Below are 14,575 nucleotides of genomic sequence, written 5' to 3' on the forward strand. Positions count from 1 at the left end.
CAGAAAGAGGTTAGAGCAGATGCCAAACCGGCCCAGAATCAACATACCCGATTTCAGTGACAAGAGGGTTGCTGACCCCATCCTCGAACAGCTAGATGCGCGTCATATGTCTCGGCGCGATCTACTGAAGCTTGCATCCGCAGGTGTAGTTGCTGCGGCTAGTTGGCCGCTACTCAGTGCCTGCACTGGGGCGAGCACTGGAGGGAGCGCAACTACAACGGCTACACCGGCGGCTGGCAGCCCGACTACCACAGCAATCGTTGCGCCGAAGAGTGGGCAAGTCGCCAACATCATTCGGGTTGAGCAGGCCTACTTCCTCGATCAGGACGATGGGGCCAAAAAGGCTGCCAAGATCCTCGGCCTCGACTACGCCGCAACTTCATCAAATCAGGATGTGCTTCAGCACATCAGCCTGGTGGAGCAGTTTGTGACGGGCGGTGCAAAGATGATTATCCAAGGCAATGTTGATGGTTCAGACCTTCGGCCAATCGTCGAAGCATGTACCGCGAACGAGGCGTACCTTGCAAACATGTTCGTTACTGATCCGTGGTTCACGCCATTTGACGCAGGCGAGTACTATGTGTGGTATCTCGACTTGTTCGAGTCGGAAAATCTTGCACGGACCACCAGGATAGTGCTTGATGCGATTGGCGGAGAGGGTACGGCAATATACGTTGAGGGCCTTACCGGCGCCTCAGTGGCAACCACGCGGAAAGCCACGACCCTGAACGTCCTGGAGAATGAGTTCCCCAACGTTGAACTCTTGGCCATCCAGGACGGAAAGTGGAATCCGGTCGATGCGCAGAAGGCCGTAGAGGACATGGTCGCTGCGGTCGGCATGCCTGACGTTATCCTGTGCGACAACGACGGCGAGGCAGCAGGCGCAGTCGCAGCGGTCGAAGGCCTCGGAATGACGCCCGGCGTTGACGTCCTTATCTCTGGGCAAGACGGCAATCGAGACGTCCTTGACATGATAGAAGACGGGCGTGTCTATGTGACTGGATTCCACTCACCAGCCTATTTCGGAGTGGCACCGGTTGTGAGATGCTTCGACGCTCTCAACGGGGTGAAGCTTTCAGCACCCGAAAGGCAGATGGGAGTAGCCGGGGCCATCCCCGTACTTCAGGACAATGTAGCGCAGGTCAAGCGGCGTTTCATTGAAACGGACAACTTCCCATTCGACCCAGTATTGATGTCGAAGGTTCACCACCCTGACGATTGGGACCCGATGCACGAACTCCGCGCTCTCGTCCTCGAGGAGCACTGGGCACCGTTTGGCGAGGCAATCTTTGAAAAGCCCGACGGTTGGGGCCCGCCTGAGTACGTACGTGCTTTGGAGGCTGGCGAGATGGAACAAGTAACCCAGATGTATGCCGATCACTACCACATCAAGATGGATGACTTCGACTACAAAGGTGTCCCGGTTCCAGAATAACTTCTCCCGAGGAGAGGACACCGGTCAATTCTCATCTTGCCGCAAGGCAGAGCACAGAAGGGTGGGACATCTGAGTGCCAGTGCTAGAAGCGCCAGTCCTAGAGGTCCGCGAACTCTGTAAGTCCTTTCGTGCAGTAGTCGCGTTGGATCATGTTTCGTTGCAAATCAACCGAGGCGAGATCGTAGGTATCGTCGGTGAGAATGGTGCCGGAAAGAGCACCTTACTCAACATACTGTCGGGGACAGAACGTCGGGACTCGGGCAAGATCCTGCTCAACGGCGACGGCGAGATAGCTCCGAGGAACTATCTAGAGGCCAACCGCTTAGGAATCTGGCGAGTCTTTCAAGAGCCCGCAGTTATTCCAGGGATACCTGTCTATGAGAACCTCTTCTTAGGTCACGCAGACAAGTTCGCCCGACTTGGCTCTGTCCTGGACAAGCGAGCGATGATTCGCGAGGCGAAACGCATTGTGCATGAGATGCGGCTCGAGATTGATGTCACTCAACCCACATACCGGTACAACTTCGCAGTTCGGCAAGCCCTAGAGGTCGCCAAAGCATCGATGCTTTCCGAAGTCTTAGGCTTCGAGTCGAGCGTCGTCCTGTTTGACGAGCCCACCACAAGCCTGTCTCACGTTGAGGTCGAGGCCCTCTTGGCTCTTATGCGCGAACTACAGCGGCGCGGATCATCTGTCGTCTTCATATCGCATCGGCTGAGCGAGATTTTCCTGGTATGCAGTCGCCTATATGTAATGAAGGATGGAGTCCTAGCTGCCGAAGTCATGGCGGATGAGACGGAGCCAACTGAACTTCACGAGCTGATGGTCGGCAGAGTCAGAGAGAAGGACTATTACCTGGAAGGTGAGCAGGTCGAGGTGACCGGAAATCCGGTCAGCGTCAGAGTCGCTGACCTGAATCTGGCCGGTGAGTTGTCGGACATCAGTTTCGAGGTCAGGCAGGGCGAGGTATTGGGCCTTGGTGGAGTGATTGGCTCCGGGAAATCTGAACTTGGACGAGTACTGGCCGGACTGTCGAAGCCGGATAGCGGGACAATCGAGATCAACGGCACTGGAATAGTAAACAGACTGACGCCTCCGAAGGCTAAGGCTGCCGGAATTGGCTATGTACCACCAGATCGCTCATTCGAGGGGATTATCGCGAATTTCTCCGTCGCATCGAATATTTCCCTGCCGAGCGGCGAAAGCGATCGATTGGGCTTTACCAACAGGCTCGGTGTATGGAACCTCGGCAGAGAACGACAAGTGGCGCGAGACTCTGTCGAGAAATTCAGCATAAGGGGTACGCCTGGCGCCCTCGCGGCTACTATGAGCGGCGGGAATCAGCAGAAAATAGCTGTAGCGAAATGGGTGCGTCGAGAACCCGTGGTCCTCATCCTCGACAATCCAACTCGTGGGGTCGATGTAGGCGCAAGGGCCGAGATCTACCGGATCATTCGAGATCTCGCCAGAAATGGTGTGGCGATAATTCTGATTAGCGACGACTTGGTTGAGCTCGTAGGATTGAGCAACCGGATACTTGTGCTGAACTCGGGGAATATCGCCACAACGGTCGACGCACCACCGGATCAAAAACCAAGTGAACAAGAAATCGTTCGCCACATGATTGGTGCGCTCCAGCTCGCTGAAATGGGCAACTCTTGAGCACAGACGGCGGTCATTCGACACAGACGGATTCAGAGTCGCGCCGCGAACCAGCTGCTCGTGGCGGGCCATCCTTCCAGTTACCGTCCGGTTTTAGGAATAAGATACTGCCATTTGTGTCAGTAGTTGTCCTCGTCATATTCTTCGGCGTACTCGAACCCCGATTCTTTACTATCTCGAATTTCACGATTGTTACGTCCCAAGCGGCTCCATTATTGTTCATCACGTTGGGAGCCACGTTCGTTGTACTCATGGGCGGGATTGACCTGTCAGTTGGATCGGCTGCAACGTTAGCGTCGGCGCTCGCCGCGGTTTTGGTGCGTGACTACGATATTGGGTATTTGGCTATGCCTGTCGCGATCGCCGTCGGCATCGCGGCAGGTCTCGTCAACGGCCTGATAACGACCTATTTTCGGCTTCCATCCTTTCTGGTGACGCTGGGTACTCTTTCGATCTTTGGCGGGCTTTCTTTGCACCTGCTCCAAGGCCGCTCGGTTCCCGTTGGAAATCCACCATTTCGGCAACTAGCTATCGGCCAACTCATCCCGAATCTTCCAAATGCGATGCTGTTCGCTCTATCGTCATCGGCCGTACTGATCTTCGTTGGAAGCTGGACCAGATTTGGCCGGTACATAGCGGCTATAGGCGCGGGCGAGGCCGTGGCGACCGTAGCCGGAATTCGTGTTCGACGATACAAGATCTACGCGTTTACGGTCTCAGGTGCGTTTGCCGGCGTGGGTGGTGCATTCATCTTGGCGCGTCTTGGCTCAGGCTCACCTCAGGTTGGTGCAAACTTTCTCCTAGACAGCATTGCTGCAATCGTCGTTGGCGGAACAGCGCTAAGCGGAGGAGTCGGTGGGGTCCACAGGACGCTTCTGGGTGTCGCGATAATCAGTATTCTAAGCAACGGCCTGGGTATCATGGGCGTCGGTTCGTTTACTCGAATGATGATCATCGGATGTGTGGTGATTTTGGCGGTCGCTACGACGATCGACCGCGAGCGGATGATGAATGTTGTCAAGTAGATTTGGCCAGTTATTGCGCCCTGACCGCGTAGTGGGAGCGAGATAGACGGCGCAAGATTGTAACTGGCAGTGGTAGGTGTGCGAGAAGATCATGGCAAAACGAGTAGAACAAATTAGGGGTCCTTTTGATCCGCAGGGGCAGCCTAACTTCGACAGTCAGAATTCTGTCTACCTAGGAGTTTTTGCATGGAACCTTGCGGGCGGCGGAGCCCCGACGATCGCTGTGATGGAAGATCCAGAGAGGCGCCGTGATTATTGGCAATGGCCTGCCGCATCCCATTTGATCAAAGAGGCGGACCGAATCGGCTGTGAGTTCCAGGTGCCGTTCGGGCGTTGGCTCGGTCATGGCGGTATCACCGAGTACAACGAGAACACTCTCGACTTCCTCACCGTGGCGGCTGGACTCGCCCCGCTGACCTCGCACATCCTCCTGCCGTCGACAGCGCACATCGGGTATCAGCATCACCCGGTGCAGTTCGCCAAGTGGGGAGCGGCCATCGATCACATGTCCGATGGTCGATGGGGTCTCAACATCGTCGCCGGCTGGATTCGTGACGAAGTCGAGATGTTCGGCGAGACGTTCATGGACCACGATCTCCGGTACGACGTGTGCGACGAATTCGTCACGTTCATGAAGCACTGTTGGTACGCGGACGAGCCGTTCGACTTCGAGGGCGACTACTTCACCGGCAAGGACATCTGGGTCACGCCAAAGCCCAGCCGTAAGCCCCGGCCGGTCCTCGTCAACGCCGGCTACTCGCCGGCCGGCATGGATTTCGCTACGAAACACTGCGATTGGCTCTTCGCAGCCAACCCGAGCGGGGATCCGCAAGACCTCGGTGACGTGGCCAACCGGGCCAAGGAGCAAGCGGAGAAGTACAACCGCCAGGTCCGAGTGATGAGCTTCTGCTACTGCATCTGGGAGGAGACCGACGAGAAGGCCGAGACCCTTCTCGCCGAGCAGCAGGGAATGATGGACGAGCTGGCGACGAGCTGGCACCTGTACCGCGGGCTCGACCAGCCGGGCACCAAGACAGGCGCATCGTTCTCACTGCCACTCGGCGGCGAGACGGCGACGCTCAAGCAGGCCGTCGGCGCCGAGAACTTCGTCCGCTACGGACTCGGCATCGCCGGCCGTCAAATCGTCGGCGGCTACGACTCGGTCGCGGAGCACATCCGGATGCTCCACACCGACTACGGACAGGAGGGTCAGCTCTTCTGCTGGCTCGATCCACTGCGAGGGATCCATCAGCTGGAGGACCACATCATCCCCCGGCTTCGCAAGATGGGGCTACGCAAGTGACATCGGAAACGACAGAGACGCATTCGCCCGAGGGCGCGGAGCAACCGGAAGAGGAGATCACCCAGACCGTCGCGCTCCAGACGCTGCAGCCGCAGCGAAAATTCCATCAGAAAGTGGCTATCACCCGAGGCCCCTTCGATCCAGGCGGTCAGCCCGACGTCGAGAGCCCCCATCGCCTCTTGGTGGGTCTCTGGGGCTGGAACGCGTCCTGCGGAACCGTGGCGTCGAAGGCGGTCCTCGAGGACCGCGACCGCTTCCGGGACTACTGGCAATGGCCCCGGGCCTCGGCGCTGGTGGAGTCGGCGGACCGCGCCGGTTTCGATTTCGAGCTCCCATTCGAGCGGCGCTTCGGATACGCCGGCGAGATCGGCTTCCACGAGGACAGCCTCGACTCATTGACGACCGCCCCGGCACTGGCCCAGGTGACCGAGAACCTGACGCTCTTCTCGTCGATCCACATGAACGAGCATGCCCATCCGCTGCACATCGCCAGGTTCGGCGGCAACTTCGACCACGTGTCGAACGGACGCTGGGGCCTGAACATCGTTCCCGGTTGGAGTCGTCGTGATGCCGAGGTGATCGGCCTGGACAACGACTACAGCCTCCGGTACGAGATCGCCGACGAGTTCGTCACCTTGATGAAGCACTGGTGGTCCCTGACGACGCCGTTCGAGTTCGAAGGCGAATACTTCAAGTCCACCCGTGTCGGAATGGTCGGCCCCAGGCCGACGCGTCAACCGCGACCGATCCTGATCTGTGGCGATGCATCCGAAGGCGCCGTGGACTTCGCAGCGAAGCACTGCGATTGGCTCCTCTGCAACGCCCCCGAAGACGACTTGAGTCTGCTGGCCCCCCACGTCGAACGCACGAGGGTCTACGCCGCGCACAACTACGGCCGGCGACTCAAGATGCTCGTCCAGGTGTTCGTGACGATGGCAGAGACCGCGGAGTCAGCACAGGCGGAATACGACGAGCTCGTCGCGGCAATCGACTCGACTGCGGCAGACAACATCGTCACCGAGGCGTTGGAGCAGCCCGCAGAGGCGGAAGGACTTCTGGACACCGCCATCGCCGATCGGCTCGGCGACGGTTCGCTCGAGGAGCTCGTCGGTACGGCGAACTACCGAAAGCTGGCCATCGGGTTCGGCGGGATCCACCTCATGGGCAGCTTCGACGACGTCGCCGAGCAGTTGCGAGACCTCGCCGACGACCACATGCAGGACGCGGTTGCGTTGTCGTTCCTCGACCCCATGAAGGGAGTCCACGAGGTCGAAGACGAGCTCATGCCGCGGCTCAAGAAGATGGGCCTTCGCGCCTAGACCGTTCCGAACGCAGACCGAAAGGAAAGACAACCATGAGTCGAGAATCAACATTGACCAAGACGGCAGTGAGAAAGAGGAACAAGTTCGTCGAGTCGATGCGCCTCGGGTTCTTCCATCCGACCGGGTGCCTCCACACCACGTCCAAACGTGTCGCCGACGCGAACCCCGACTGGCTCGACGTCGAGATGCACAAGCAACTCGCGAGCCTCGTCGAGGAAGTTGGATTCGACTACATCTTCATGCTCGACTTCCCGATCCCGTACGGGCCCGAGAGCACGCGGGCCAAACACATGGATCCGCTGCTGCAGCCGATAATGCTCGCCCCGTACCTGTTCGCCGCGACGAAGCGCATCGGCGTGGTGACGACCCTCTACACCACGACGTACCTACCGGCGGCGATCGCCCGTTTCGGAGCAAATCTGGACGTGCTCAGCGGTGGGCGCTGGGGGTGGAACGTCGTCACCGGTATCCCACCCAGAGGCGAGTACACCGGTGAGGTCTTCGGCGTGGACTTCCCGTCTCACCAGGACCGCTATGACGCAGCCGATGAGCTGATCACGATCGTCAAGGCGCTATGGACCTCCGATGAGCCGATCGAATTCGAGGGGGAGTTCCATCGATCGAAGGGCAAGATCGTCGGTCCGAAGCCCTTGCAGGAGCCGTGGCCCCTGATCGTCCAGGCCGGCGGGTCACCGCGCGGTCGGGAGTTCGCGGCGAAACACACGGACTACAACTTCATGATCGCGATGGAGCCGGAGACGGGCGCCGAGCTCCTCGCAGATACGCGGGCGCGGGCCGTGCAGCACGGACGGCAGGAGGACGACGTCGTCTCGCAGTTCGCCATCCTGATCTTCATGCGAGACACCGACGAAGAGGCGAGGGAGTTCTATCGGTCGGTCGTCGACTCACTCGATTGGGGCGCGGTCGCGGAGTACTACGACGCCGCGGCCGACCCGGGAGGCGTGAAGGAGACCGCCGACATGTATGCCGGACTCACCAGGAGGGAGATCCTCGAGCACTGGGGAATCGGTCAGGGCTTGTTCCGTCTCGTCGGGAGCCCGGAGACCATCGCCGAGGGCCTGCTGAAGATGTATCAGGTCGGCTGTCTTAATGGTTTCGCGCTGTCCTTTCCGATTTGGTCAGAACACGCGATTCGCGACTTTGCGGAGAAAGTACTGCCGATCCTCCAGGCGGAGGGCGTTTGGATTCCGCCTTGGGAAAGAGACTGGTGTTGGTGAAGGTTGTCTAGGTTGCAGGTGGAGCCGGGTCTGGTAATGGTTGCGGTCCACTTTATTCCATATGTAGATCGAGTGGAGGAGCGAGGATTTGGAGCAGAAGTCACATACCCATGGATGTCCTTCGTGTGAGAAGGTGTACGAGTGCACGGAAGGTGGTTGGCACGCAATCGATTATCGCTGGTTCATTCGTTGTGAGGAGTGTCTGGCGAAGGAAGAAGGTCGAATTGCGGCATCGACTTCCCAGGGAGACGACGCCTAGCATGAACCACGCATAGGAACCCGATGAAGTTGGATAACGTATTGGCCAGCGTCGATGATCACGTTGCCTCGATAACGCTGAACCGTCCCGACAAGCGTAACTCGATCCGCCCCGAGATGGTGGCCGATCTCTTCACAGCGCTCGACTGGCTCGAAAGCCAGGTGGAGGTTCGCTGCCTCGTGATAGATGCTGTAGGCCCGGCGTTCTGCGCTGGTGCCGATTTGAAGGATTTCTCGGAGGAGTGGGTCGAGCGAGCGGCCCGACCTTCTGGCGAAGCGATTCAGGGTCTGTTGGAAATGATGACAGCCCTTTCGGACCTCGTATTCAGGCTGCGCGGGATCTCTTACCCAGTAATAGCAGCTGTGAACGGGCCAGCAATGGGTGGAGGATGCAATCTAGCGCTAGCATGCGACATCCGCCTAGCAACACCGAGCGCGCTCTTCGCCTCGAGCTTCGTGAAGATCGGGCTGAGTTCTGCCGCAATGGGTGGCACATACCTGTTACCGAGGGCGATCGGTGAAGGTCGGGCTCTTGAGCTGCTTCTGACCGGGCGCGGCGTCACCGCTGAGGAGGCCGACCGCATCGGCCTCGTCAACAGGGTCGTGCCGGACGAGGATCTCGCGGACGAGGTGCGCAGCCTGGCAGCCGAGTGTGCCGCTCTGCCGCCGCTTGCCCTTGCTGCAACGAAGAGGGCCACAAGACTGAACGCGACTGCCACGTTGGAGCAGACGCTCGCGTTGGAAGCGCAGTTGCAAGCCCCCTTGTTTCTCTCGTCGGATCACCAAGAGGGAATGCTCGCGTTCCTTGAAAAGCGTCGGCCAGCATTCGAAGGTCGATAGCCGGACAGGACGTCGGGAGGCTACACATGCAGGAAGACCGGCGGCTGCCATTGGAGGGTATTCGCGTCTTGGAGGTCGGTGAACTGATTGCGGGTCCTTTCACATGTACTCTCCTGGGAGAATTTGGTGCGGACGTGATAAAGATCGAGCGGCCGAAGAGGGGCGATCTTATTCGCCTTTTTGGACCCCAGACTGACGGAGAGTTCGTCTACTGGTCAATGCTTGCACGAAACAAGAAGTCGGTTGTGGTCGATCTGAATAGCACGGCAGGACGCGCGATTCTCGGAGATCTGATCAGGCAATCAGACGTTCTGATGGATAGTCTGCGCCCGGGGTTGTTCGATACTTGGGGCTTCGACGATGAGACGCTTCAATCTATGAACCAGCGCTTGATTACTCTGCATGTATCGGGGTTCGGAAGAACCGGTCCGTATAGTTCGCGTCCGGGTTATGACCCGGTTGCCCAAGCGATCAGCGGTCTCAGTTACATGACGGGAGATCCAAGTGGGCCGCCAATGCGCGCGGGAGGCAGCATTCCGGTATGTGATTTTACTACGAGTTTCCTGGGCGCTCTTGGCATATGCCTTGCCATCATAGAGCGCTTTTCCTCGGAGCAAGGACAGGTCATTGACGTCGCACTCTACGACCTTGCATTCCGCGTACTAGCACCGCTGCTCACCCTGTACGACAGATCTGGAGAAGTATACGGACGTCACGGGAATCGCAGCCTTGGAGGTGGACCCACCGGCCATTTTCGCACCAAGGATGACACGTGGTTGGCAATTTCAATACAGGGCGATGACCAGTTCGACCGATGCGCTCGAGCAATCGGTCGTGAGGATTGGACTGAGAAACCGGAGTACCAGACGATCGACTCGCGCACCATTCATCGAGAAGTCATTGATGGCGCGATGGCTGATTGGGTTGCTGTTCGGACGGCAGAAGATGTGGTGGATAAGTTGGAATCGAATGGACTAGTTTGCGGCGTAATATTGACGCCCGCCGATGCGGCTCAGGACCCGCATCTGAAGAGTCGCAGCCTCCACCGCAGCGGCACGGACGGCTCACTTCTTCCGTGGCCGGTTCCGATGCTCTCCTGCACGCCTGGCCAGTCTGAGGGCCGAGCGCCCGATCTTGGGGAACAGACTGCAGAGGTGCTGAAGCAGGTCCTCGGGTACACCGACGATCGTGTCGAGTCCCTCAGATCAGCAGGGATCATTGAGACACTCTAGAAGCTGAGGTTGACCGTATGTGGCTGCGGTCATGTTGAAAAGCACGAGATTCTGTTTTTGTGAGTACTGGCGTGTACCGCAAAGATGACCAAATCCTCGCTATCAGCGAATTTGACGGGTTTCATAAGGGGCACCATAGGTTGGTCGCGTCGTGTGTGACTGCGGCGCGTCGGATCAACCGACCGGCTGGTGGTGTTGTCCTCGACCGCGCAAAACCCTCGGCTGGCGCACACCCGCCGCAGCCTTCAACGAACACCTACGCTCCCTCCAACAACCCCGTGTTGCGACAAGCGGTTGAATCCGCTCAGTTCACCAGCATCCGCTACAGCGAACGCCTCGACGAGATCGGCGCCACCCCCTCGATCGGGTCGGCGATGAATTCCCGTGCCGCTCCAGCAAGCGCATCCCGGCTGAGCGCATGAAGTCCGGCGTCGAGCACCGTGTCCCGCTGAGCCGGAAGTTCGATGACAGTGATTTCGATCTCGAACTCGTCGATACCGCTCTCGCTCAACACAAATGTCCGCCTGTCGCCGAGGCAGACATCGGAAAGGCACTCTTAGATCTGCACCTTGCCGAGGGCGCCCCTGGGGCCACTTCGAGCCGTGATCTTGTGGTGATGACCGCAGCGGCAATTCTCTTCGCGAACGACCCGCGACGCCTCGTCCCTGGCGCCGCTGCACACCTTGTTCGACGTCCAGGGACCGGTTCGGCTTCCGACGTCACCGCGCACCGTATGTACCGCGAGGTTGAGCAGCAACCCGGTTCGCTGCCAGCACAGCAGCCAACCGAGGGAACAGGCTCAGGCGAATAGGCGGCGGCTCCGCGGTTGCGACAGCAGCGTCATGGTGCCCCTAACTCCTGTCCCCAGCGGCTAGGTGTTAGCTGCACAGTTGAACTGAACGGTCGGGTGGCCTGCCCGCCCGATCGGGACAGCCAAGACTGAGAAGGAGCCCCGGGGTTTCGGCCCGGGGCCCCTCGCGTACATGGTCTTCGCTGCCTGTCGCTTCATCTGGCACGTCGAGCTTCTGTTCGCCGTACAGCTTGAACCACGCTTCGCTCGGGGCTTGAACAAAGTAGCTACATGTAGCTTCATCGGCTGCTACGCTTGTCGTCATGCGGTCAGTCGGCATCAAGGTGCTCAACAGCCGACTCAGCGAGTACGTACGGCTGGCGGCCAGCGGCGAGACCATCCTGGTGACCGACCGCGACCGCGTCGTCGCCGAGATGGGGCCGCCGCAGCCGACCCGCAGCCCGCTGGTAGCAGATGCTTTCCTGGCAGATCTCGTCCGCAGCGGCGTGCTGAGGCCAGGCCTGGTGGCGGCGACAGAGCCTCCGCCTTCGCAGCCGACCGCACCGCTGAGCGAGATCCTCACGGACCTCGACTCGGCCAGAGCTGACCGGTGATCTACCTTGACACCTCTGTTGTGCTCGCCCATCTGCTCAGCGAGGACCGTGTGCCGCCCGAATCGCTGTGGGGCCACACGCTCGTGTCCAGCCGGCTGACCGAGTACGAGACCTGGACCCAGCTGCACGGGCGCGGACTGGCCGAATCCCACGGCGAGGCCGCTCGGGCGCTGCTGGGCCGGCTGGGACTCGTCGAGCTCGTGCCTGCGGTGCTCGCACGAGCGCTGGAGGCATTCCCGGGTCCGTCGAGCGTGCCCACGCTCGACGCCTTGCACCTGGCAACATGCGAGTTCTTGCGCGACGCAGGCCAAACCGTGGAACTCGCCAGCTACGACCGCCGAATGAACGACACAGCCAGCGCCATGGGCGTCCCCCTCTTCCCCGACGCCGACGGCTGACACGCCGCGGCGCGGTTCAGCAGCTCGAATCCGCCGAGCTCGATCTCGGCCCCGGGGCCACAACAGCGCCCAAGACAGCGCCACGTCGGTGTGAGCCATCCCCGCCGGCGCTGCCACCCCAAGAACATGGCACGCACGTTGGTCCTTGCCGGCTGGGGACGGTCCTTGCGTTCGGTTGCACGCGGGAGGGCTGTAAACGATCGGTGGAATTTCGAGATTTGTATGCGAACGGTGACAAGCCGGTCGACTGCGCCCATGGCGGCTCGGGCAGCGTTGGCAGTGCGCTCGGCAGGGTCCTGGCCAGCGTGATCGCAGCGAGGACTGGCGCAGCTTCGCCCGCGACATCGGCGTGGACGCCCGCTGGGCCGCCGAACAGATACAGCGCATCGCAGCAAACACCCCCGCTTGCCTACAAGCCGAGATCGACGCGCTGTCCACCGACGACAGGTCCAGTGGCATCACCACCCGCCTGCTGGTAGCGATCACTCAACGCTGCGACTCCATCACCGCCTGAACGGCCGAACACACGCCCGACCGCGGCAAAAGTCAGCGCCGCCCGCCTCGATCTGTAACGCGACTTCGGTCACGCCGCCACGAGCTCGGCGATGCCGTGGTTCTCGATCTGGTGTCCGATCACGTAGGAGGACACGCCGAACTCGTCAGCAAGATCGGCGATGAGGTCCTGATCGACGAACTGAACGGTAATCCTCTCCGCCAAGCTCGCGGATGGGGCCAGGAACTCAGCTGCAAAGGCTCGGTTCCGCTGCTGCCGCTCAGTGTTGGCTCTCGTGAGCAGAGCGTCGTTGCTGGTTGTCAGCGCCTCGGCCAATGCACGGCAAAACAGAAATCGTTGACTGGTCTCCCCGGCCGCCCTCAACCCGAATGACACCGTCTGCGAGTCTCGGGGCCTCACCACTCCATCGATCGACGTCAGCGCACCCAGAGATTGGACGGGCCGGGTGGCCCGGTTCAGCGTCGCGACATCGTGGCCAATTGCCTCCGCTAGCCCTGCTGTCGTGGTGATGAGCTCACCGTTGAGGCCGAACACCTGACGGGCCCGCCGCGCCAGCTCATATCCCGCCTGCCACGGACGGCTCGCATGGTGAGGCAGGTCGCCCGAATGCAGCAGACTTGCCCCAAGCCGAACCTCATTGGGCACCGCCTGCTCCATGGCCTTGTGGATCGCGGTGCACGCCGCCAGCGGCTCGTCGGGACCCAACGCGGGCAGAGCTTCCTCTCGCAGATCGCCCAGCAACTCTCCGACCTGCAGCACGAGGCTCTTCTGCGGCTCGTCAAGGTCGTAGGGATCCCTGCCGAGTCCTGCCGCGGTCGCGCAGAACGCCAGCTCGTCGGCATCAGTGGCCTCGATGGCCGCCCACTCTGACTGCAGATGCGTGGCGGTGATGCCGCATGCCGCGAGTCGACTCACCACCATGTCAACGAAATCAGAACAGTCCTGCACGAACTGGTCACGATCAACCGTTATCGAGCCGCGACTTCGAAACTCGAGCTCGTTCCACTCCGACATCCGGTCGCTCCATACGATGTGCGTCAGTCGGCCAGCCGAGCTGAATCGCACATCGGGGAAGGCGTAGCCCTCTGCACCGGTCACCAGACTGTGGCGCTGAGCGAACGCCGGATCAGTTCGGTTGAGGAGATTCTCTGCCTCATAGGCGAGGAACCACCAATTCGACACCAGCCATTCGGCCATGGGATAGAGAGGGACATAGACAGCGTCACGCAGTGTCCGCGCTCGCTTGTCGTCAACCCGGGTCAGCACCGCATTGTCGGCTTGAATGCGTAATGAAGCGAACGTTGCTGCCAGTTCCGGACCCTTGATGCCGGTGCCATCAAGCCATTCGACATCGAAGCGCAGTGCGTTCATCGGGGCCTCTCCATGTGCAGGGGCCACTCGTCTGGCCTGAGCGGGTAGCCCTTGTACGAACCGTCGCCCTTGTTGACGAGCCGCGCTTCGAAAACCGTGTCGTCCAGTCGGTGCCACGCATAGCGCGGGTAGCCGTCTTCCCATGGCCCACCGGTCGAGCCAGCGCGCACGGCGGAACGAAGCCAATCCGCGACCACTTCGGCGTCGTTGTGCTCCCGGGGGCAGATGGACGCGTCGCTGCGAGGACGGGGGTGGCCCGCGAATGTCGGCATGTCCTTGTGCTCAGGGCTGCCGACGTAGCGAACACGGTCTGCCAATGCGTCCAGATCGGTGCCTGGCGGGACGATTCGAGTGCGTTGCCGGGGACGTTGTCGATTCGGTGACCGCATGGTCAAAATGCTACGAGACCGCTGTCCAGGCCGCGCTTTGCGAACCCCATCGGCACCGAGCACAACGGTGGTTGAGAGAGTCAGCCAGCGGTTCAGTGCTTGTGTCGGCGTTCCTAGCTGATGGGCTTCAACTTCCACAGGGTCAAGTGCCAACAGCGACGATGGCAGAGACGCGAGGAGCCCCG

Annotated in this window: 14 protein-coding genes; 11 read left to right on the plus strand and 3 right to left on the minus strand. The window is 60.3% G+C overall.

Translation table 11 applies throughout. The features are described from left to right. Nucleotides 1-19 precede the first annotated feature (19 nt). From ACOQPH_RS16475 to ACOQPH_RS16510, 8 genes are all read left to right on the plus strand, one after another. Nucleotides 20-1,435, plus strand: coding sequence for a sugar ABC transporter substrate-binding protein (locus ACOQPH_RS16475; protein ID WP_420622399.1), 1,416 nt, complete (start codon nt 20-22; stop codon nt 1,433-1,435). A gap of 158 nt (nt 1,436-1,593) precedes the next feature. After that, nucleotides 1,594-3,096, plus strand: coding sequence for a sugar ABC transporter ATP-binding protein (locus ACOQPH_RS16480; protein WP_420622400.1), 1,503 nt, complete (start codon nt 1,594-1,596; stop codon nt 3,094-3,096). A gap of 116 nt (nt 3,097-3,212) precedes the next feature. After that, on the plus strand, nt 3,213-4,121 hold the full coding sequence (locus ACOQPH_RS16485; protein WP_420622401.1) for an ABC transporter permease: 909 nt from the start codon (nt 3,213-3,215) through the stop codon (nt 4,119-4,121). A gap of 319 nt (nt 4,122-4,440) precedes the next feature. Next, nucleotides 4,441-5,424, plus strand: a complete 984-nt coding sequence (locus tag ACOQPH_RS16490; RefSeq protein WP_420622402.1) for an LLM class flavin-dependent oxidoreductase — start codon at nt 4,441-4,443, stop codon at nt 5,422-5,424. Continuing rightward, nucleotides 5,421-6,743 carry an LLM class flavin-dependent oxidoreductase gene (locus tag ACOQPH_RS16495; protein WP_420622403.1) on the plus strand — a complete coding sequence of 441 codons (1,323 nt, stop codon included), beginning with the start codon at nt 5,421-5,423 and terminating at the stop codon, nt 6,741-6,743. The genes ACOQPH_RS16490 and ACOQPH_RS16495 overlap by 4 nt, the downstream gene beginning before the upstream one ends. A gap of 35 nt (nt 6,744-6,778) precedes the next feature. After that, complete coding sequence (locus ACOQPH_RS16500) at nt 6,779-7,984, plus strand: LLM class flavin-dependent oxidoreductase (protein ID WP_420622404.1); 1,206 nt, start codon at nt 6,779-6,781, stop codon at nt 7,982-7,984. Nucleotides 7,985-8,266: 282 nt separating this feature from the next. Next, nucleotides 8,267-9,082: an enoyl-CoA hydratase/isomerase family protein gene (locus tag ACOQPH_RS16505; protein ID WP_420622405.1), complete on the plus strand. Its 816-nt coding sequence runs from the start codon at nt 8,267-8,269 to the stop codon at nt 9,080-9,082. Nucleotides 9,083-9,108: 26 nt separating this feature from the next. Next, entirely contained in the window at nt 9,109-10,314 is a 1,206-nt protein-coding gene (locus ACOQPH_RS16510) for a CaiB/BaiF CoA transferase family protein (RefSeq protein WP_420622406.1), read from the plus strand. A gap of 322 nt (nt 10,315-10,636) precedes the next feature. Here ACOQPH_RS16510 and ACOQPH_RS16515 read toward each other — a convergent pair whose 3' ends face one another. Beyond that, entirely contained in the window at nt 10,637-10,828 is a 192-nt protein-coding gene (locus tag ACOQPH_RS16515) for a hypothetical protein (RefSeq protein WP_420624393.1), read from the minus strand. A gap of 599 nt (nt 10,829-11,427) precedes the next feature. On the opposite strand from ACOQPH_RS16515, the gene ACOQPH_RS16520 reads away from it, so the two are divergent. The 3 genes from ACOQPH_RS16520 to ACOQPH_RS16530 all read left to right on the plus strand — a co-directional run bounded on the left by ACOQPH_RS16520 (nt 11,428) and on the right by ACOQPH_RS16530 (nt 12,630). After that, the gene (locus tag ACOQPH_RS16520; RefSeq protein ID WP_419551522.1) at nt 11,428-11,718 is read left to right on the plus strand and encodes a type II toxin-antitoxin system Phd/YefM family antitoxin; all 291 of its coding nucleotides are present in this window, start codon (nt 11,428-11,430) and stop codon (nt 11,716-11,718) included. Next, nucleotides 11,715-12,116, plus strand: a complete 402-nt coding sequence (locus tag ACOQPH_RS16525; protein ID WP_420622407.1) for a PIN domain-containing protein — start codon at nt 11,715-11,717, stop codon at nt 12,114-12,116. The genes ACOQPH_RS16520 and ACOQPH_RS16525 overlap by 4 nt, the downstream gene beginning before the upstream one ends. Nucleotides 12,117-12,465: 349 nt before the next feature. Then, nucleotides 12,466-12,630, plus strand: coding sequence for a hypothetical protein (locus ACOQPH_RS16530; RefSeq protein WP_420622408.1), 165 nt, complete (start codon nt 12,466-12,468; stop codon nt 12,628-12,630). A 69-nt stretch (nt 12,631-12,699) separates the two neighbouring features. On the opposite strand, the gene ACOQPH_RS16535 is transcribed toward ACOQPH_RS16530, so the two are convergent. Beyond that, on the minus strand, nt 12,700-14,001 hold the full coding sequence (locus ACOQPH_RS16535) for an ImmA/IrrE family metallo-endopeptidase (RefSeq protein WP_420622409.1): 1,302 nt from the start codon (nt 13,999-14,001) through the stop codon (nt 12,700-12,702). Further along, the gene (locus ACOQPH_RS16540) at nt 13,998-14,390 is read right to left on the minus strand and encodes a hypothetical protein (protein ID WP_420622410.1); all 393 of its coding nucleotides are present in this window, start codon (nt 14,388-14,390) and stop codon (nt 13,998-14,000) included. Before ACOQPH_RS16540 ends, ACOQPH_RS16535 begins: the two co-directional genes overlap by 4 nt. Between the last annotated feature and the right edge of the window lie 185 nt (nt 14,391-14,575).

It is taken from the genome of Candidatus Poriferisodalis sp., assembly GCF_965221945.1.
Taxonomy (GTDB): domain Bacteria; phylum Actinomycetota; class Acidimicrobiia; order Acidimicrobiales; family Poriferisodalaceae; genus Poriferisodalis.

Coding starts and splice junctions, on each gene's coding strand:
- ACOQPH_RS16475 (WP_420622399.1), top strand. CDS start 20: ATGCCAAACCGGCCCAGAATCAACATACCCGATTTCAGTGACAAGAGG.
- ACOQPH_RS16500 (WP_420622404.1), top strand. CDS start 6,779: ATGAGTCGAGAATCAACATTGACCAAGACGGCAGTGAGAAAGAGGAAC.
- ACOQPH_RS16505 (WP_420622405.1), top strand. CDS start 8,267: ATGAAGTTGGATAACGTATTGGCCAGCGTCGATGATCACGTTGCCTCG.
- ACOQPH_RS16510 (WP_420622406.1), top strand. CDS start 9,109: ATGCAGGAAGACCGGCGGCTGCCATTGGAGGGTATTCGCGTCTTGGAG.
- ACOQPH_RS16520 (WP_419551522.1), top strand. CDS start 11,428: ATGCGGTCAGTCGGCATCAAGGTGCTCAACAGCCGACTCAGCGAGTAC.
- ACOQPH_RS16535 (WP_420622409.1), bottom strand. CDS start 14,001: ATGAACGCACTGCGCTTCGATGTCGAATGGCTTGATGGCACCGGCATC.
- ACOQPH_RS16540 (WP_420622410.1), bottom strand. CDS start 14,390: ATGCGGTCACCGAATCGACAACGTCCCCGGCAACGCACTCGAATCGTC.